Origin of the sequence: Nocardioides sp., from assembly GCF_014360585.1 — a bacterium.
Lineage (GTDB): Bacteria > Actinomycetota > Actinomycetes > Propionibacteriales > Nocardioidaceae > Nocardioides.
On sequence record NZ_JACIXG010000097.1, the window covers coordinates 1 to 18,833 of the forward strand.

At 69.7% G+C, this 18,833-nt stretch carries 20 protein-coding genes; 7 read left to right on the top strand and 13 right to left on the bottom strand.

Going from position 1 to position 18,833, the window contains the following annotated elements; all coding sequences use genetic code 11:
* Positions 1–64: 64 nt before the first annotated feature.
* The 8 genes from H5T77_RS22555 to H5T77_RS22590 form a co-directional block, all read right to left on the bottom strand.
* Positions 65–439 carry an FKBP-type peptidyl-prolyl cis-trans isomerase gene (locus H5T77_RS22555; protein WP_292652857.1) on the bottom strand — a complete coding sequence of 125 codons (375 nt, stop codon included), beginning with the start codon at positions 437–439 and terminating at the stop codon, positions 65–67.
* Positions 440–443: 4 nt separating this feature from the next.
* Entirely contained in the window at positions 444–3,107 is a 2,664-nt protein-coding gene (locus H5T77_RS22560; RefSeq protein WP_292652858.1) for a DUF4153 domain-containing protein, read from the bottom strand.
* Positions 3,104–3,802, bottom strand: coding sequence for a response regulator transcription factor (locus tag H5T77_RS22565; RefSeq protein WP_292652859.1), 699 nt, complete (start codon positions 3,800–3,802; stop codon positions 3,104–3,106). Before H5T77_RS22565 ends, H5T77_RS22560 begins: the two co-directional genes overlap by 4 nt.
* A gap of 85 nt (positions 3,803–3,887) precedes the next feature.
* On the bottom strand, positions 3,888–4,322 hold the full coding sequence (locus tag H5T77_RS22570) for a CBS domain-containing protein (RefSeq protein ID WP_292652860.1): 435 nt from the start codon (positions 4,320–4,322) through the stop codon (positions 3,888–3,890).
* A gap of 54 nt (positions 4,323–4,376) precedes the next feature.
* Positions 4,377–5,249 carry an inositol monophosphatase family protein gene (locus H5T77_RS22575; protein ID WP_292652861.1) on the bottom strand — a complete coding sequence of 291 codons (873 nt, stop codon included), beginning with the start codon at positions 5,247–5,249 and terminating at the stop codon, positions 4,377–4,379.
* A 54-nt stretch (positions 5,250–5,303) separates the two neighbouring features.
* The gene (gene rsgA / locus H5T77_RS22580) at positions 5,304–6,326 is read right to left on the bottom strand and encodes a ribosome small subunit-dependent GTPase A (protein ID WP_292652862.1); all 1,023 of its coding nucleotides are present in this window, start codon (positions 6,324–6,326) and stop codon (positions 5,304–5,306) included.
* 7 nt (positions 6,327–6,333) lie between these two features.
* On the bottom strand, positions 6,334–7,617 hold the full coding sequence (gene aroA, locus H5T77_RS22585) for a 3-phosphoshikimate 1-carboxyvinyltransferase (protein WP_292652863.1): 1,284 nt from the start codon (positions 7,615–7,617) through the stop codon (positions 6,334–6,336).
* An 87-nt stretch (positions 7,618–7,704) separates the two neighbouring features.
* Complete coding sequence (locus H5T77_RS22590; RefSeq protein WP_292652864.1) at positions 7,705–10,260, bottom strand: sigma-70 family RNA polymerase sigma factor; 2,556 nt, start codon at positions 10,258–10,260, stop codon at positions 7,705–7,707.
* A 291-nt stretch (positions 10,261–10,551) separates the two neighbouring features.
* On the opposite strand from H5T77_RS22590, the gene H5T77_RS22595 reads away from it, so the two are divergent.
* The 5 genes from H5T77_RS22595 (at position 10,552) to rsrA (ending at position 13,756) form a co-directional block, all read left to right on the top strand.
* The gene (locus H5T77_RS22595) at positions 10,552–11,274 is read left to right on the top strand and encodes a hypothetical protein (protein WP_292652865.1); all 723 of its coding nucleotides are present in this window, start codon (positions 10,552–10,554) and stop codon (positions 11,272–11,274) included.
* A gap of 68 nt (positions 11,275–11,342) precedes the next feature.
* Positions 11,343–12,116, top strand: a complete 774-nt coding sequence (locus H5T77_RS22600; protein WP_292652866.1) for an SOS response-associated peptidase — start codon at positions 11,343–11,345, stop codon at positions 12,114–12,116.
* 1 nt (position 12,117) lies between these two features.
* The gene (locus H5T77_RS22605; protein WP_292652867.1) at positions 12,118–12,756 is read left to right on the top strand and encodes an alpha/beta hydrolase family protein; all 639 of its coding nucleotides are present in this window, start codon (positions 12,118–12,120) and stop codon (positions 12,754–12,756) included.
* Between the two features lie 119 nt (positions 12,757–12,875).
* Positions 12,876–13,496 carry a sigma-70 family RNA polymerase sigma factor gene (locus H5T77_RS22610; RefSeq protein WP_179661582.1) on the top strand — a complete coding sequence of 207 codons (621 nt, stop codon included), beginning with the start codon at positions 12,876–12,878 and terminating at the stop codon, positions 13,494–13,496.
* Positions 13,493–13,756, top strand: a complete 264-nt coding sequence (gene rsrA / locus H5T77_RS22615; RefSeq protein ID WP_292652868.1) for a mycothiol system anti-sigma-R factor — start codon at positions 13,493–13,495, stop codon at positions 13,754–13,756. The genes H5T77_RS22610 and rsrA overlap by 4 nt, the downstream gene beginning before the upstream one ends.
* An 89-nt stretch (positions 13,757–13,845) precedes the next feature.
* Here rsrA and H5T77_RS25795 read toward each other — a convergent pair whose 3' ends face one another.
* Both H5T77_RS25795 and H5T77_RS22620 read right to left on the bottom strand, forming a co-directional pair.
* On the bottom strand, positions 13,846–13,920 hold the full coding sequence (locus tag H5T77_RS25795; protein ID WP_370249596.1) for a 50S ribosomal protein bL37: 75 nt from the start codon (positions 13,918–13,920) through the stop codon (positions 13,846–13,848).
* 104 nt (positions 13,921–14,024) lie between these two features.
* Complete coding sequence (locus H5T77_RS22620; RefSeq protein ID WP_292652869.1) at positions 14,025–14,864, bottom strand: DUF2785 domain-containing protein; 840 nt, start codon at positions 14,862–14,864, stop codon at positions 14,025–14,027.
* Positions 14,865–14,948: 84 nt separating this feature from the next.
* Between H5T77_RS22620 and H5T77_RS22625 the strand changes: the two genes are divergently transcribed.
* Positions 14,949–16,439: a sensor histidine kinase gene (locus tag H5T77_RS22625; protein ID WP_292652870.1), complete on the top strand. Its 1,491-nt coding sequence runs from the start codon at positions 14,949–14,951 to the stop codon at positions 16,437–16,439.
* Between the two features lie 36 nt (positions 16,440–16,475).
* On the opposite strand, the gene H5T77_RS22630 is transcribed toward H5T77_RS22625, so the two are convergent.
* Positions 16,476–16,730 (bottom strand): WhiB family transcriptional regulator, encoded by a 255-nt coding sequence (locus tag H5T77_RS22630; protein WP_008362075.1) that lies wholly within the window; start codon positions 16,728–16,730, stop codon positions 16,476–16,478.
* 292 nt (positions 16,731–17,022) lie between these two features.
* Here H5T77_RS22630 and H5T77_RS22635 point away from each other — a divergent pair, with 292 nt between their 5' ends.
* Entirely contained in the window at positions 17,023–17,394 is a 372-nt protein-coding gene (locus H5T77_RS22635; protein WP_292652871.1) for a hypothetical protein, read from the top strand.
* Positions 17,395–17,397: 3 nt separating this feature from the next.
* On the opposite strand, the gene H5T77_RS22640 is transcribed toward H5T77_RS22635, so the two are convergent.
* Complete coding sequence (locus H5T77_RS22640; protein ID WP_292652872.1) at positions 17,398–18,147, bottom strand: SigB/SigF/SigG family RNA polymerase sigma factor; 750 nt, start codon at positions 18,145–18,147, stop codon at positions 17,398–17,400.
* A 49-nt stretch (positions 18,148–18,196) separates the two neighbouring features.
* Positions 18,197–18,577, bottom strand: a complete 381-nt coding sequence (locus H5T77_RS22645) for an ATP-binding protein (RefSeq protein WP_292652873.1) — start codon at positions 18,575–18,577, stop codon at positions 18,197–18,199.
* Between the last annotated feature and the right edge of the window lie 256 nt (positions 18,578–18,833).

The window sequence follows — 18,833 nt, forward strand, 5'->3', positions numbered from 1 at the left end:
ACCCGGTTTAAATTGTGGGTGGGGGTGACCTGTAAGGGTCACCGCCTCACTGCGTACGAACTGCTTACTTCTCGACCTTGACCAGGTCGCAGAGGAAGACGAGGGTCTCGCCGGGCTTGATGACGTTGCCCGCGCCGCGGTCGCCGTAGCCCAGGTGGGGCGGGATGACGAGCTGGCGGCGGCCGCCGACCTTCATGCCGAGGATGCCCTGGTCCCAGCCCTGGATGACCTGGCCGATGCCGACGCGGAAGTCGAGCGGCTCGCCGCGGTTGTAGGACGCGTCGAACTCCTCGCCGGTGGACAGCGCCACGCCGACGTAGTGCACCGAGACGCGGTCACGCTCGGTGGCCTCCTCGCCGTCACCGACGGTGATGTCCTTGATGACGAGGTCGGTCGGAGGAGTGGGGTCGACGAAGTCGATCTCAGGCTTCTGGGTCATGAGTTCAGTCTACGTATCGAATCTCGCTGGGGCACACCGCCGCCGCCGCGTCGTCCGGTATGAGATAGGTCGGGGTCAGGCCGTCGGCCCGCTCACGGCCGAGGTTCCACTCCAGCCAGTCGTCCTCGCGATCAGAGGTCCCGAGCACGCAGGCACGCAGGTCCTCCGGGAGCTCCTTCAGGGCCGGCACGGCGTCGTCGCTGAGCCCGGAGAGGAAGTCGGTGTCGATCTTCCCGGTCTCCTCATAGCGCGAGACGTTGTGCTCGGCGATCCACGCGTCCGGGTTGATCGCGGCGATCCCGAGCAGCGCGACAGCGCCGCTGACCAGGGCGAACCGGCCGAGCCAGACCCCGCGACCGATCGCGCCGCCGGCCACCGCGGCGACGAGCCCGGCGATCACCAGCAGACCCAGCCAGGCCTCGAAGACGTCCACGAGCAGGCGGAGCTGCGTGAAGCCGTACGCCTCCTGGTAGAGGTGCATCCGATACAGCGCCGACCCGACGACGACCAGCGCCTCGCCGGCGAGCAGCCCGAGCGCGACCCGCAGCCACAGCCGGTCTGCGACGGTCTCCACCGGCGCCTTGCGAGCCGCCGCCCAGATCACCAGCAGGGTCAGCGCGGTCGCGACGGTGAGCTGGCCGAACCCCTGGTGGACGTACTCGGCATACGTCAGCCCCGTCGTCTCGCGAAGGTAGTCCTCGCCGCCGAAGACCGCGGTCGCCTGAGCGACCAGGAACGCCGCGAAGACGGCGACCACGACCCCGACCGGAGCCAACCACTCGTAGCGGTTCGCGACGGGCTGGGACGTACGCTCGCTCTGGTCGATCCGCGGCGGGTTCACGGCCAGGTACGCAGCGCCCAGCACCACCCCGAAGACGAAGACGGTCATGAAGATCCGAGCCACGACGGTGTCGGGGCGTACGTCCGGCACGAACTGGTCGACCCAGCTCCCCAGCACCGCGTCGGCGCTGGTGAACAGGAGCCCGAAGATCACCAGCCCGAGCAACGAGAGCACCGCGGTGCGGGCGACCGCCGCGCCATGACCGCGGCCGGAGACGCTGGTCAGCGTCCGGCCCAGCCAGGGGATGCCGCGCAGCCCGGCCAGCGGCCAGGAGATACCGGTCAGCATGATTCCCGCCAGGGTCTTCGCTCCCGTGGAGGCACACAGCAGAACCGCGATGGCGGTGATCAGGCACAGCACGACGATCCACTCGGCGTCGCGGAACACCGCGACCGAGGAGAGCAGCGTGAACAGCACATAGCTGAGGATCGGGAACCATGCTGATCGCCTCGGGCTCCGCTTCGGCCAGCCCCGTCGCTCCGTGCCGGCCACCATCACGACCCCGCCGGCGGCCAGCAGCACGATGACCGTGCCGAGACCGGCGTTGCGGTCGGGGATCAGCAGGCCGCCGAGCAGACCCGCGACCGCGGCACCGATGAAGAGCCCGAACCTCCCCGAGACACCGGAGTCGGGCCAGTAGGTGCCGAAGATGTCGTCGAGGACCGACGGGGCGACGTACGCAGCCTTGGGATCGGTCGATGTCTCGGTCTGGGGCGTGTCGGCCGGCTGGGCCGGTTCGGCGGGCTCTGCCGCCGGGGGAGTGGTGGGCATCTGGGTCTCCTCGTGGGTGGGGGCGGGGTGACTGGCATCGAGTGGATAGGGGACGGCGCGTGCGGGAGGCCGTAGCGGAAGATCGACGCGGACGCGGGCGCCCGCGGCGCCGGGGAGCGGGTCGAGGAAGGCGATGGAGCCGCCGTGCAGGTCGGTGACCCACCGGGCGATGGCGAGACCGAGCCCGGTCCCACCGCTCTCGGCGGAGGCGCTCAGCGTGCCGAAGGGCTCGAAGACGCGACCGCGGTCGGCGGCCGGGACGCCGGGCCCGGAGTCGAGGACCTCGAGGTGGTAGCGCTCGCCGTCCCGACCGGCGCGCACGGTGACCACGCCGTCTCGCGGACTGTGCCGGGAGGCGTTGTCGAGCAGGTTGACGACGAGCTGGCTGAGCCGGTCGGGGTCGGCGTCGACGACGAGGTCGGCCGGTGCGTCGACCTGGTAGGAGACCGGACGCTCGTTCGCCCGCACCTCCGCGACGCAGGCCTCGAGCAGCGGGCCGAGGTCGACCGACGAGGTGCTCAGCGGTGCCTTGCCGGCGTCGACGCGCGCGAGGTCGAGCAGGTCCTCGACCAGCCGGCTCAGGCGCTCGGCCTGGCCGAGCGCGGTCTGGAGGGCGGCCGGCTCGGACCCGACGCCGTCCACGAGGTTCTCCAGCACGACGGTGAGAGCCGCCAGCGGCGTACGCAGCTCGTGGGAGACGTTGGCGACCAGATCTCGGCGCTGGCGGTCGACCGCGCCGAGATCGCTGGCCATCGTGCTGAACGCCCGACCCAGCTGACCGACCTCGTCGGCTCCGCCTGCCGGCACCGAGACCGTGTAGTCGCCCCGGGCCATCCGCCGGGCCGCGACGGTCATCTGGCGAAGCGGTGAGGTCATCCCGGCCGCGAGCAGCTGGGTGACCGCCAGCGCGATCCCGATGGTGACCGGGATCGAGACCCACGGCGAGACCCCGGTGACCCGCCCGACGGAGGCGACGACCGCGGCGACCAGGGCGCTCGCGGCGACCAGGAGACCGAGCTTGACCTTGATCGAGGAGACCCGTTCCAGCGGAGTCATTCGCCGGCCTCCAGTGCGTAGCCGACCCCGTGAACGGTCCGGACCCGGGCAGACCCGATCTTGGCGCGCAGCCCCTTCACATGGCTGTCGACGGTGCGGGTCCCGGAGGCGTCGTTCCAGCCCCAGACCTCCGCGAGCAGACGTTCGCGGGTGACCACGGCGCCCGGGTCGGCGGCCAGGCAGACCAGCAGGTCGAACTCGGTCGGCGTGAGTCTCACCTCGGCCTCGTCGACCCACACCCGCCGTGCGGCAGGGTCCATCCGCAGGCCCCCGATCTCGGCCGTACGCCGCGGCGACGCCGCCAGCTCGGCTGCCCGCTCCACCCGCCTCAGCAGGGCGTTCACCCGGGCGACCAGCTCACGGGCCCGGAACGGCTTGGTCAGGTAGTCGTCGGCCCCGACGCCGAGCCCGACCAGCACATCGGCCTCGTCGACCCGGGCGGTGAGCATGAGCACCGGCACCGGGCGTACGGCCTGGATCCGTCGGCACACCTCCAGACCGTCGTAGCCGGGCAGCATCACGTCCAGGACGACCAGGTCGGGCGAGGTCTCCTCGAAGCAGGAGACCGCACCGGGGCCGTCCCACGCCCGGACGACGTCGTACCCCTCCGCCTGGAGCCGGTCCGAGACGGCCTGGTTGATGATCGGCTCGTCCTCGACGACGAGGACCCGGCGAGCGGTCGTATGTTCTGGCACATGCTCAGGCTAGAAGCCCGAGCAGCCGGAAAGGCTGCAGAAGTTGTGCAGGTCCTGTGAAGAACGGGGCTGGCCCCGACCCGCCTCAGGTCTGGTGGACGTACGCCTCGAGCTGGTCGCGCTCGAAGGCGAGCTGGTCGATGCGGTGCTTGACCAGGTCGCCGATGCTGACGATGCCGACCAGGTCGCCGTCGGTGGAGACGACCGGCATGTGCCGGATCCGGCGCGTGGTCATGATGCCGAGGATCTCGTCGATGGTGGCCTCGGGCGCACAGGTCTCGACCTCGGTGGTCATGATCGAGGAGACCTCGGCGGTGAGCAGCGCGTCGTTCTCGTGGAGGCGACGGACGACGTCGCGCTCGGAGACGATCCCGGAGACGGCAGTGCCGTCGCCGTTGACGATGCAGGCGCCGATGCTGTGCTCGGCGAGGACCCCGAGCAGGTCACGCACGGTTGCGGTTGATGCGATCGTGACGACTTCAGCGATCGCCTTGCGAGTGAGTACGTCCGCGATCTTCATGTACCAACGGTAGCGGCTGTGACGCGTGTCACGCCAGAGGTTGGTGTGACGCTTCTACTCGGTTCCCGGACGGCGGAACGCGGTGACCGACCCGGGCTGCGCGGCCGGCCAGTCAGCGTCGTTGCTGCCGTCGGGCAGCCCGCCGAGGAAGGAGAGCGCCGCCTCGTGCAGGTGTCCGTTGGTCGCCAGCGCGTTGCCGCCCCACGGCCCCGGGTCGCCGGCCAGCGAGGTGAACTGGCCACCGGCCTCGCGCACGATGATGTCCAGCGCGGCCATGTCGTAGAGCTCGAGCTCCGGCTCGACGGCGATGTCGACCGCACCCTCGGCGACGAGCATGTAGGACCAGAAGTCGGAGTAGGCCCGGGTGCGCCAGCAGCGCCGCATCAGCGCCAGGAAGTCCTCGAGACGCTCGCGCTCCTCCCAGCCGTGCAGCGAGGAGTAGGACATCGAGGCGTCCTCCAGGCGGCGGACGTCCGAGACCTGGCAGCGGGTCGACTTCATCAGCGACTTGCCGGTGTGGGCGCCCTGGCCCTTCGCCGCCCACCAGCGTCGCCCGAGCTGAGGCGCGGAGACGACTGACATCACGACCTCGTTGTCGACGGCGAGCGCGATCAGGGTCGCCCAGACCGGCACACCACGGACGAAGTTCTTCGTGCCGTCGATCGGGTCGACGATCCAGCGGCGGCTGGACGAGCCGGACGAGCCCGACTCCTCCCCGGTGATCGCGTCCCGCGTACGCGCGCGGGAAAGGGTGCGGCGGATCGACTCCTCGACGGCCTTGTCCGCGTCGGAGACGGGGGTCAGGTCGGGCTTGGTCATCACGTGCAGGTCGAGCGCCTTGAACCGCGACGTGGACAGCGAGTCGGCGTCGTCGGCCAGCAGGTGCGCCAGCCGCAGGTCGTCGTTGAAGTCAGGAGTGCTCGCCACGAGGATTCACTCTAGTGGCTGCGGTCCCCACGCGTCGCCTCCCCTGGCAATAGGTCAGAGCGCGTACGTCGGCACCGAACGCGCTTCGAGCAGGCGCCGGAACGAGGTGACCCGGTCCGGATCGAGCCGACCGGCCTCGACCGCGAGGTCCAGCCCGCACTCGGGCGCATCGGCGGCGTGCGAGCAGCCACGCGGGCAGGCGGTCGTCGCCTCCTCCAGGTCGGGGAAGGAGACGATTAGCCGTTCGGGCTCGACGTGGGCCAGGCCGAACGTACGGATCCCGGGGGTGTCCACGATCCACCCCCCGCTGTCGGCAGAGCCCGGGAGCCGCAGCATCAGTGCCGACGTGGACGTGTGCCGTCCGCGTCCCGTGACCGCGTTGACGTGCCCCACCTCCCGGCCGGCGTCGGGGACGATGGCGTTGACCAGCGTCGACTTGCCGACGCCGCTGTGGCCGAGCAGCACCGACGTACGTCCGTCGAGCTCGTCCTGCAGCGCGCTCATGTCGCCGCCCCGCTGGGTGACCACCCAGGGCACCCCCAGCGACCGATAGATCGAGACCAGCGACTCGGGGTCGGCCAGGTCGGCCTTGGTGATGCACAGCAGCGGGTCGATGCCGGCCTCGTAGGCCGCAACGAGTGCGCGGTCGATGAACCCGGTGCGCGGCTCGGGGTCGGCGATCGCGGTGACGATCACCAGCTGGTCGGCGTTGGCGACCACGACCCGCTCCACGGGGTCGTCGTCATCGGCCGTACGCCGCAGCACGGTCTCCCGCGGCTCGAGCTCGACGATCCGGGCCAGCGCGCCCTCCACGCCTGAGGTGTCGCCGACGACCTTCACCCGATCGCCCACGACGACGCCCTTGCGGCCGAGCGGGCGGGCCTTGACCGCCCACACCTCGACATCGGGAGCCCCGTCCATGACCAGCGTGAACCGGCCCCGGTCGACCGTGATCACCCGCCCGAGATCGGCGTCGTCGTAGCTCGGCCGGTCCTTCGTCCGCGGCCGCGTCCGGCGGCGGGGCCGGTCGTAGTGCTCGACGTCCTCGGTGCCGTAGCGACGCTGTGACTTCGCCATCAGATGCTCAGAAGAGTCCCGCCCAGAAGGGCGCGAAGTCGGTGAAGGTCTTGCTGGTGGTGGTGACGTTCTCGACGAGGACGCCGTCGACGGCAGCGCCGATGATCACGCCGGCGTGGGCCATCCGGTGGTCGGCGTAGGTGTGGAACACCCCGCCGTGCAGCGTGGCCGGCCGGATGGTCAGCCCGTCGGGGTGCTCGGTGACGTCGGCCCCGAGCGAGCCCAGCTCTCGGGCCAGCGCGGCCAGGCGGTCGGTCTCGTGGCCGCGGATGTGGCCGATGCCGGTCAGGTGCGAGGGCGTCGAGGCGAGCGCGCACAGTGCCGCGACGGCCGGGGTGAGCTCGCCGATGTCGTGCATGTCCAGGTCGATCCCGGTGAGCTGCTCCGGCCCGGTCACGGTGAGCCCGTCGTCGCCAATGTGCACCTCGCAGCCCATCAGCGAGAGCACCTCGCGCAGCTGGTCGCCCGGCTGATCGGTGGCCTGCGGCCAGTCGCGTACGGTCACGGTCCCGCCCGAGACCGCCGCGAGGGCGAGGAACGGCGCCGCGTTGGAGAGGTCGGGCTCGATGGTGCGGTCCAGCGCCTTGATCGGTCCCGGAGCCACCGTCCACCGGTTGGCGTCTGAGTCATCGACCGCGACGCCGTGCTCGCGGAGCATCGCGACCGTCATGTCGATGTGGGGGAGCGACGGGACCGGCTTGCCCTCGTGGCGAATGTCGACGCCCTGCTCGTAGCGAGCCCCCGCCAGCAGCAGCGCGCTGATGAACTGGCTCGATGCCGAGGCGTCGACCACGACGGTCCCACCGGGGACGGTGCCGGTGCCTTGGATCGTGAACGGCAGCCCCTCGCCGTCGATCGAGACGCCGAGATCGCGAAGCGCACGCAGCACCTCGCCGACCGGCCGGTTTCGCATGTGCGGGTCACCGTCGAAGGCGATCGTTCCGGTGGAGAGCGCTGCCACCGGAGGTACGAACCGCATCACCGTCCCGGCGAGCCCGCAGTCGACCTCGGCGTCGGCCCCGAACGCCCCGGGCGTCACGACCCAGTCGTCATCCGAGGTGTCCACGTGCGCGCCCAACGACGTCAGCGCTGCCGCCATCAGCAGCGTGTCGCGGGACCGAAGCGCACGACGTACGACGCCGGGCCCCTCCGCGATCGAGGCCAGCAGCAGCGCCCGGTTGGTGAGCGACTTGCTTCCGGGCAGCGACACCGTCGCCGTCACCGGTCCAAGCGCTCGAGGCGCCGGCCAGGGGTCCGCGATGTCAGCTGCACGGTCGGTCGTGGAAGTCACGTGGCCAACCTTAGTGGCTGCGACCTGCGAAAACCGCAGCGCGTCCGCCGGTGGGAGCCGGCGGACGCGCTCTGAGCGGGTGTGGGATCAGGAGATCCCGATCGCCTTCAGGAAACCCTTCCAGGTCAGCCCGCCCGTGCCGGCGCCGGACTCCTCCGCCGGAGGTGCGACATCCGGTGTCCCGGCGGGGCTGGCGCTGCTGCCGGGCCGGCCAGGAGCGCTGGAGCTGTTCCCGGGATCAGCCGGGTCGCTGGGCGGAACGGGCAGCTGCGGCGGGTCGGGTGTTCCGGGCGCCGTCGGCAGCTGCGGCACGTCCGGCGTCTGGGTCGGTGTCGGCAGTTGCGGCACGTCCGGTGTCGACGGCGGCGTCGGAAGCTGCGGTACGTCCGGTGTCGGGGTCGGCGTAGGCGTCGGCTCCGGGGCGCTGCCGGTGACGCCGACGCGGTCGTTGCCGGGAGCGGAGTCGGTGTAGCCGACCGCCTCGAGCGTCCCCTCGAACGACCAGTCACCGTCGGGGACGAAGTCGAAGTGGAGCACTTCCTGGCCGTTGTTCGTGCTCGACAGGGTGCACTCGCCCTCGACGACGCCGCCTTGCGGCACGGACGGGACGCCGAGCTGGGAGCACGCCCACATCGACTGCGGGTTCGAGGACTCCGGGTAGGGCTGGCCGATGCCGGTCAGCCGGTAGCGGAAGGTCGCGGTGTAGTCGCCTTCGGGGATGCCGTCGGCTGTCACCTGGATGTGCTCGTAGTTGTCGTAGGTCACGTGGTCCAGGGCGATGCCGGCGTCGTAGGCGAAGGTGATCTCGACCTCGCCGACATCCGTGCCGCCGTGGCCGTCCGAGATCTGGTAGGTGAACGTGTCGCTGGCCCCGGTGTAGCCCTCGTCCATCGTGTAGGCGACCTTGCCGTCGACGATCTCCGCCGTGCCGTGTGCCGGCTCGGTGACCGAGACGAGCTCGAGGGCGTCGCCGTTGTCATCGAAGTCGTTGGTGAGCACGTCGACCGTCCTCGTGGCCGTCATGCTCTGGTTGCCCATGCCCAGGCCGTTGTTGCCGTCCCCGGCGGTGACCTGGGCCGTGGCCGAGTCGTCGACGGCGTTCGGGTCGGCGTTGGGCGTGGTCACGTCCACGGTCCCGGTGACGTCGCCGCCCTTGCCGTCGGTGAGGACGTATTCGATCGTCTCGGTCCCGCGCCAGCCCTTGGCCGGCTGGTAGGTCACGGTGGTGACGGGCTCGCCGGCCATCCGCAGGCCGCCGAGGATCGCGCCGCTGACGCCGCCGCCCTTGCCGCCGGAAGGCGCGGCGCCGCCCTTGGTGACCGTGCCAAGGGCCGGGGAGGCGAGAGTGGCCTCCTTGACCGAGAGCGGGTCGCCGTCGGCGTCGCTGGCGCCCTGAGTCAGGTCGATGACCGCCTTGCCGCCGGGAGGGACCTCGACCGTAGGCAGAGGCGAGGTGATCACCGGCGCCTCCTGTGTCGGCGCGGGAGTCGGGTCGGCGGGTGGGGCTGCAGGCGGTGCGGCAGGCGGGGCCGCGGCCGGCGGAGCATCCGCCGGCGGCGGTGCGGCAGGAGGAGCGGCAGGCGGTGCGGCAGGCGGTGCGGCAGGAGGAGCGGCCGGCGGCGCGGCAGGAGCCGGGTCGGCGGCAGCAGGCGCCTGCGCGGCGGGCTCGTCGGCGGTCGGCTGCTTCGGGACCGGGTCCCCGCCGGTGAGCGCGAACCCGGCGACCACGGCTGCGGCGGCCGCGACACCGACACCACCCGCGACCGTACGTCCCACGGGGTCGCCCAGCGCCCAGTCCTTGACCCGACCGAAGAAGAGCAGCGCGCCGCCCTTGGCGGCGACGCCACCGCCGACGGCGAGGTAGCCCGCGCCGGCTGCGCCGAGCAGGGCCGGCGCGAGCCAAGCGCCCATACCGGAGTTGACCTCGGTGAGCTCGAGGTAGATCGCGGTGCAGGGGCGGCAGTCCTGGAGGTGTTCGTCGACCTTCTTCGAGTCGCGCTTGGACAGGCCGTTGCGGATGTAGGCGCCCAGGTTGGCTCGCGTCGTGGCGCAGGCCTCCTCGCCGGCGTCCTGCGCGTGCATCGAGATGAAGGCCTGCTTGAGACCCTCGCGAGCACGGTAGGCGAGCGCGGAGACCGAGTTGGCCGACATACCGAGCAGGGGCGCGATCTCGGCCGGCTTCTGGCCTTCGACCTCGGTGTGCCACAGCACCTGCTGCCAGCGTTCGGGGAGCTGCTGGAAGGCCTTTGCGGCCGCCTGGTTGTCGAAGCCCGACACCGCGGTGTCCTCGAACGGCACGCCCGGGTCGAACGGCGTCAGGTCGTCGGTCGTGGTGAGCTTGGAGGCAGCGCGGATCTTGTCCACGTGGAGCCGGCGCAACGACGTCAGCAGGTAGGCGCGGAACGCCAGGTCCGGGCCGCCACCCCGCTGCAGCACGTTGAGCACCTTGGCGAAAGCCTCGGAGACGAGGTCGTCGACATCGCCGGCCGACACCAGCTGGCGGGCGAGGCGGCGCGCAGACTCGACATGGCGCTCGAACAGCAGCCCGTACGCATCCAGATCACCGCCGCGGACAGCGGTGATCAGCTCCGCGTCGCCGGGGGCGTCGAGGGTTGGTAGGGAGGTGGGGGTCGTTTCGCTCACGGCACCAGAGACGTTCGAAGTACGGAGGTATGACGCGGGTTGCGCCATCGGGAGACATGCGTTGTGCTAACGACAGCGGTAGCCCGCACGTCACGCCCCTCCTCGGGATCTGACAACAACTTTCGAGAAACCCAGAAAGGCGGGCCTCTATCGCGTCATGCTTGCCGATTTCGAGCGTCAAGTCCATGTGAGCGCGAGCTGGACCGTCGTGCCCACCACTGTATCCATGACCCTTCGACATCGGACGAGGAACGACAACAACGCCAGGAAACACGAGGAAAGGGGTGAGTTGTGCGGCTGTTCCCCCGGGATCGGCGTGCGCGTGCCTCCGCCCCGACTGAGTCCACAGAGCTCTCCGAGCAGCAGCGCGCGTTGCTCCCGGAGCGGTTCGAGGCTGTCGCCGAAGCGCTGGCCGAGCGGAGCAGCTACGTCGCGGAGGCCTGCTGGGTGGTCGGCCATGACCTCGCCGAGACCGGTGTGTCGCTCGGGGAGAGCCTCGAGGACCTCCGGATGACGACCCAGACCCTCGAGAACCGTGACCCGGCCTTCGTCGAGGTGCACGCGCTCTCGGTGGCCTGGAGCGAGGCGACTCTCGGCTACCTGCACACCATCTCCTGTGCCGACCCGCTCACCGGCCTCTCCACCCTCGCGCACGTTCGTGGACGGATATCGGAGCTCTATCGCGACGCGAAGGCGTGCAGCCACGCGCTGGTCGTCACCGACGCCCACCTCCCGGGCCCTCCCGGTCACAAGACCGACAGCATCGCCACCGCGCGCCGGATGTCGCTGCTGGGCCAGACCGCCCGCACGGTCTTCGCGGGTGCGGCCGCCGTCGGACAGGTCGGTCACAGCCGGATGGTCGTGGTCGCACCGCGTGACGAGACGCTGGTCAAACGGCTCGGGCTCCTCAAACGGATGGTCGAGCACAGCGCCGATCGGATCTGGATCGAGGGGCTCCCCGAGAACGACCAGTCGGCGGGCTTCCTGCTCGACGAGCTCGCCCGCGGAGCATGAGCCCATCGATGGATCTGGGCTGAGCAATACCCCCTGACGCCACACTCGCCCGGGGCTATGGTGAACGTATGTGCGGTCGTTACGCGTCCAGCCGCCAGCCCGACGAGCTGGCGGAGGAGTTCGAGATCGATGAGTTGCGTCTGCAGGAGCCGCTCACGGAGAGCTACAACGTCGCGCCGACCGACGATGTCTACGCCGTCCTCGAGCGGCCACCGCGCGAGGACGACGCGTCCAGCGAGCGCCAGCTCCGCTCCGTACGTTGGGGGCTGGTCCCGTCCTGGGCCAAGGACGTCAAGATCGGCAACCGGATGATCAACGCCCGGATGGAGACGGTCGCCGAGAAGCCGGCCTATCGCCGGGCCTTCGCCAAGCGCCGCTGCCTGCTGCCGGCCGACGGCTACTTCGAGTGGTACGCCACCGAGGCGAAGGACGCTCCGTCAACTGCCTCGGGCTCCGCTTCGGCCAAGGGCAAGCCTCGCAAGCAGCCCTACTTCATCACCCCGAAGGACGGGGGAGTGCTGGCGATGGCCGGGCTCTACGAGCTGTGGCCCGACCCCGCCAAGGCCGAGGACGACCCCGGCAGGTGGCTGTGGAGCTGCACCGTGATCACCACCGAGGCGGAGGATTCCCTGGGACGGATCCACGACCGGATGCCGCTCATGGTGGAACGTGAACGCTGGGACGAGTGGCTCGACCCGACCCGCCCGGGTGACGTGGGGCTGCTGACCCCGGCGGCGCCCGGCCACCTGGAGGCCTTCCCGGTCTCGACACTCGTGAGCAACGTACGCAACGACGGCCGCGAGCTCATCGAGCCGCTGCCGATCGAGGAAGCCGGGGGATGACATGGGTGGAACCACGACGCAGATGATCGACACGCCCTACGGGGAGGGGCGGCTGTACACCCGCCGGGCGCGGCGACCACAGGCGACCCTGCTGCTCTCCCACGGCGCGGGCAACGGCATCGACACCCACGACCTGATGGCGCTCAACGATGCGCTGCCGGGTCAGGGGATCACCGTGGTCCGGTTCGAGCAGCCGTGGCGGGTCAAGGGGAAGCCGGTGGCCACGCCGCCCAAGTCCCTCGACGCTGCGCTGACCCTGGCCGCCAACTGGATGCGGGTGCGTACGCCGCTGGTGGTCGGCGGGCGCTCCGCCGGCGCCCGCTCGGCGGTCCGCACGGCTCGGGCCTTCGGCGCCGCCGGCGCGCTCTGCCTGGCCTTTCCGCTGCACCCGGTGAGCAAGCCCCAGATCTCTCGCGCCCACGAGCTGCTGGAGGCGAAGGTGCCGACGCTGGTGCTTCAGGGCACCCGCGACAGGTTCGGCAGACCCGAGGAGTTCCCCGAGAGCGTGGAGGTCACCCCGATCCCCGGCGCCGACCACTCTCTCGTCGTCGGCAAGCGCAGCCCGATCAGCCAGGCCGAGGCCGATTCGATCGTGGTCGAGTCCACCCTGGAGTGGCTGGTCCGCGAGGTCATCGCCTAGCTGGGAATGTTTGGCGACCGTCGCGGCGTTCCCACGACATGACGATCCTCCTCGAACGCCCCACGGCGAACGTGTCGCCGATGAGCGCCCCGATGCTCACCGGCGTACCCTGGGACGTGATGAGCGACAACAACGATGAAGTCGTCGACCTGGCCACGGAGACTCCCGAGGAGCGCGCGCTGCGCTTCGAGCGGGACGCGCTGCCCTTCCTCGACCAGCTCTACTCGGCGGCGATGCGGATGACCCGCAACCCGTCCGATGCGGAGGATCTGGTGCAGGAGACGTTCGCGAAGGCGTACTCCTCCTTCCACCAGTTCAGGCCCGGCACCAACCTCAAGGCCTGGCTCTACCGCATCCTCACCAACACCTTCATCAACACCTACCGCAAGAAGCAGCGCCAGCCGCAGCAGTCGATGTCCGAGGACGTCGAGGACTGGCAGCTGGCCCGGGCCGAGTCACACACCTCGACCGGTCTGAAGTCCGCGGAGATGGAGGCGCTCGAGCACCTGCCCGACTCTCAGGTGAAGGACGCGCTGCAGCGCCTCCCGGAGGAGTTCCGGCTCGCTGTCTACCTCGCCGACGTCGAGGGATTCGCCTACAAGGAGATCGCCGAGATCATGGAAACCCCGATCGGCACCGTGATGTCGCGGCTTCACCGCGGCCGGCGCCAGCTGCGCGATCTTCTCTCCGACTACGTACGCACCAACGACCTCACCGGCGCTCGTGGAGGTGCGTCATGAGTGCCCACAAGCATGACGCCTCACCCAGCGACTGCGCCGACTTCCTCGAGCAGATCGTCTTCCTGATCGACAACGAGCTCGCCGCGGCCGACGCCGACCAGGTCAAGCTGCACCTGCAGAGCTGCAACCCCTGTCTGGAGACCTACGACCAGCAGCGCATCGTCAAGGCGGTCGTCGCTCGGTCGTGCTCCGAGGTCGCCCCGGGCGACCTGCGCGCGAAGATCATGGTCCAGATCCAGGAGCTTCGCACCAGGTCCTGACGAGGCCCCAGAACGAGGCCCCAGAACGAGACACCAGACGCGACGAGAGCCCCAGCCGATCGGCTGGGGCTCTCACGTCTTTCAACAGCTCAGCTGTTGGGGCGCTTGCCGTGGTTCGCGCCCTTCTTGCGGCGCGCGCGGCGCTTGCGGCCAGTCTTGCCCATGATGATCTCCTCCATTGGGGTACGTGACCCCGAGGGGCCTCGGCACAGTCTCTCAAACCTGGCGCTGAGACGTGAAATTCGCCCCTGTCCGCCGGTCCGGCGGTTCAGCCCAGGTACGCCCGGTTGGACCGCTTCAGAGCCTCGACGACGACCAGCAGCAGGTCGCCACGGATCTGCGGAGGGTCGTTGCTGAGCGCGAGCTGGAGGTAGAGGGCCCGGAGGAAGGCCTCGGCGTTCCCGGTGAGCAGGAAGGGGTCTCGGTCCGGGGTCTCCGGGGTGGCGGTGGCGACGGTGACGATCCGGTTGATCCACGGCTCCATGATGTTGAGCGGGACCAGGTTGCGGCGCAGCACGGCCATCGTGGCCGACGCTAGCCGGTCGGGCTCGCCGTGGGCGTAGATCGTGTCGCCGCGGGCGAGCACCCGGTCGGCGACGACGTCGAGGATCACCGTCAGCTCCGGCTTGCCGAGGTGCTCGGAGGCGGCCAGGATGCCGAGGGCGTCGGCGCCCCGCGCGACGGCGTGCGCCCAGCCGCGCTCGGGGACGAAGGCCCGTAGGTCGCGCTCGCGCAGCAGCCAGGTGGCGATCCGGTCGCCCCACTCCAGCACCTTCCCCGCACGCACCAACGAGCGCGCGTTGTCGCGGGCGATGCACTGGGCCAGGGCCTCGACCGAGGAGGCCCGGCGGAAGACGCCGTTGTTGCCGGAGTCGCCGAGGCCGACCACCAGACCGGCGGCCATCCCGTCGCCCAGGCCCGCGAGCAGGTCGTCGTAGACACCGCGCTGGATCCACGTCGAGAGGGCGGGGACGGCCAGCCCGCTGCGTACGTCCGGGTCGGGGTCGCCGAGCATCCGAGTGAGCTCGATGGTGAGGTCACCGAGCGGCCGGTCCGTGGGTACGGCGAGACCGGTCGAGTGAACCTCCCGCCAGTACGCCTCCGACATGGGGGACATCCTGCCAAACCCGCCCACGCGTGGACATCCGACCCGCGCAATGCGTATACCTTGGTCTACATCTACGCTGTCGACGTGCCCACCCTGAGTGAGCTTGCCCAGAATCACACCGACCTCGACGGCGATGACGTCGGGTGGCTTCAGCTGCTCATGGCCGACTGGCAGATCCTGGCCGACCTCTCCTTCGCCGACCTGGTGCTGTGGTTGCCCGACAAGTCCGGCAACGGCTTCTGGGCGGCCGGTCAGATGCGTCCCACGACCGGTCCGACGGCCTACGTCGACGACATCGTCGGCATGTTCGTGCCGAAGGGACGCCACGCCACCCTCGACGACGCCGTCGACGTCGGCCGGCTCGTGCGCGAGGGCGACCCAGAGTGGCGCGACGATCTCCCGGTGAGGGTCGAGACCATCCCGGTACGCCGCGCCGGCCGGATCATCGCGGTGCTGAGTCGCAACACCAACCTGCTCGGCGTACGCACTCCCTCCAAGCTCGAGCTCTCCTACCTGCAGACGGCCAACGACCTGACCCAGATGGTCGCGAACGGCTTCTTCCCTGCGATCGGCCAGCGCAGCGACCACACCGACACCCCACGAGTGGGGGACGGGTTCGTCCGGGTGGATGCCGACGGCGTCGTCGACTACGCCAGTCCCAACGCGCTCTCGGTCTTCCGCAGGCTGGGCCTCTCCGGCGACCTCGCCGGCCAGTCCCTCGCCGGGATGACCCGCGCGCTGGTGCCACCGCGCAAGCGCCCCGACGAGGAGACGCTGAGCGCGGTCCTCGGCGGACGGGCACACCGCGACACCGAGATCGACACCGGCGTCATGGCGATCATCATGCGCTCGATCCCGCTGCGGCCACGCGGCGAGGCGATCGGTGCGCTCGTGCTCCTGCGCGACGTCACTGACCTGCGTCGACGCGATCGTGAGCTCGTCACCAAGGACGCCACGATCCGCGAGATCCACCACCGAGTGAAGAACAACCTACAAACCGTGGCCGCGCTGCTGCGGATGCAGTCGCGCCGGGTCGACTCCGGGGTTGCGCAGGACGCACTGAACGAGGCCGTACGCCGGGTCGGGTCGATCGCGCTGGTCCACGAGATCCTCTCCCAGCAGGCCGTCGAGGAGACCGTCGAGTTCGACGAGATCGCCGATCGGCTCGCCTCCATGGTCGGAGAGGTCACCTCGGTCGGCGTGGCGGTGCGGGTGCGCCGTGACGGCTCGTTCGGGTCGCTGCCCTCGGAGGTGGCCACGCCGATGGCGATGATCGTCACCGAACTGCTGCAGAACGCAGTCGAGCACGGCTACCGCGGCAGCGGTCCGGGCGACCCCGAGACGGGCAAGATCATGATGTCCGTACGACAACAACCCGCCGGGCATCTCCAGGTGACGATCGAGGACGATGGTCACGGACTACCCGACGGGTTCAGTCTCGACACATCGACAAACTTGGGGTTGTCGATCGTGAAGACTCTCGTCGAAGGCGAGCTCGGTGGCCGACTCTCGTTGGGGCCCCGGCCTGATGGTCACGGAGCGAGAGCTGCGGTCGAGCTGCCGTTGGAGCTCTAGGTGGATCTCTAGGGGTTGATGGCCTCTAGGGGTTGGTCAGACGGCGGTGCGGACACGGGAACGGGCGTTGCGGCGCTTCAGCGCACGACGCTCGTCCTCGCTCAATCCACCCCACACGCCGTGGTCCTGACCGGCCTCAAGAGCCCACTGAAGACACTGCTCCCGGACGTCGCAACGCCGGCAGACCTGCTTGGCTTCCTCGATCTGGAGGATGGCCGGACCGGTGTTTCCGATGGGGAAGAACAGTTCCGGGTCTTCATCGAGACAAGCCGAACGGTGGCGCCAATCCATGGCTGGGCAGACCCTCTTTCTGACATAGGATGGGCAAGGTCTTGGTGGTCCGAGACCCTGCGAGTGGGCACGTGGCGGGGATGCGTGAATGTCTTCACGTGCGTGCTGTTCCTAGAGTTCCAAGAAATGGACGCCGAAACAACCCCTAACCAGTGTCTGCTTCGTCACCGGACCGTAACACTCCGTCTTCCTGATGCTAGACAATTCGGTAACGCGGTGAGTTACCCAAAAATGCCGTGGTGTATGCTTCCGCGAATTCCCCGAGTCTGGGACAGCGTTCTAGGCTGCTGAGGTGACCGCCCCGCATCGCCCCTGGACCCTTCTGCTGGCCGTGTTCGCCGCAGGCCTCGAGACTGCCGCGCTGCTGCTGTGGGGAGCCCTGGAGTTCGTACGCATCCCAGACGCCGAGTCGCTCACGACCGCCATCGCGGGCGGGGTGTTCTTCCTGCTCTGCGCGGCCGGCATCGGTTGGTGCGCCTACAAGATCTGGCGCCTGGAGTCGTGGTCGAGGGCGCCCCTGGTGCTCGTCCAGCTGATCGTGCTCGGCCTGGCCTGGAACCTGCGCGAGGACCTCGCGATCGCGGGCGGACTGGTGCTGGTCGCGGCCATCGCGCTGGTGGGCATCTTCGCTCCGCCGAGCATCGCCGCGCTCGAGGAGCAGTAGGGGTTAGTCCTCCTCCAGCGCCTTGCGGAGCTGAACGAGCGAGCGGTTGAGCAGCCGCGAGACCTGCATCTGCGACACGCCGATCTCGGCGGCGATCTCGGTCTGGGTCTTGTTGCGGAAGAACTTCAGCATCAGCACCTGCTTCTCGTGTGCGGAGAGGCTGTCGAGCACCGGCTTGATCGACTCCCGAACCTCGACGTCGTCGAGGCGCAGGTCGTGGGCGGTCAGCGAGTCGAGCATCGGAGCGGTCTCATCGCTCTCGGCGTCGAGCGACAGCGCTGCGTACGCATTGCTGGACTCCAGGCCCTCGACGACGGTCTCGAGGCTCACGCCGAGGCGCGCAGCGAGGTCGCGGGCGGTGGGGGAGCGGCCGAGCTCCTGGGAGAGCTCCGCGGTGGCCTCGCGGAGGTTCTGCTGCAGGTCGCGAAGGCGACGGGGGACGCTGACGGCCCAGCGACTGTCGCGGAAGTAGCGCTTGATCTCGCCGAGGATGGTCGGCACCGCGTAGGTGGAGAACTCCACGTCGCGAGAGAGGTCGTAGCGGTCCACCGCGTTGAGGAGGCCGACCACGCCGACCTGGACAAGGTCCTCGTGCGGCTCGCCGCGTCCGAAGAACTGAGAGGCGCAGTACTCGACCAGCGCCATGTTGAGGTGCACGAGCTCATCGCGGGCAGCGGTCCGCTCCGCGTCGGTCAGGTCGGGTCCGGCAAGGGCCGTGAAGAGCTCGCGGGAGCGTGCGCGGGCTCCATCCACCTCGCTGGCGCTCCGGGACCTCGACGACCGAATCGTCTCCTGCGCCATGTCAGCGCGCGGCTCCGAGCGGGGTTGCCCCGGCGACCAGGGAGATCCTGAGCTGGTCGCCGTCGGGGGTGGCGGTGACCTCTCTGGCCAGTGTGGTGAGCACCTGCCACGCGAAGCTCTCCTGGTCGATCTCGGCCTCGGTGTCGCAGGTCGTGGTCACGGTGACCCCGACGGTGTCCTCGCCGAGGTCGAAGACGATGTCCAGATCGGCGGCCTCGGCGGCGCACTCCAGGCAGATCGCCGCGGCCTCGCTGACGGCCATCCGCAGGTCCTCGATGTCCTCGAGGGTGAAGTCGAGGCGCGCGGCGAGCGCGGCCGTCGTCGTACGCAGCACGGAGACGTAAGCACCTTCTGCGGGAAGGCGCAGCTCGACCTGGGGCATCTGGGTTGTCAGTCCTTCTGATGGGCGTCGCGATGATTATGCAACGAGATCGGTCGCCGTGGCCCCTGAACGCACCGCAGCCGCTCCGTCGAGAGGAGCGGCTGCGGCGTACGGAATGCGTTTTGCGAAGACTCAGGCCTTCTTGTCTTCAGATCCCGGCTGGCGCCGTGATCTGGCTTCTCGCAAGTCGGCCTTCGTTCCTCAGGCCTTCTTGGTCGCCCAGAAAATTTCAGCGATCTCGTCGATCTTGGCGAGG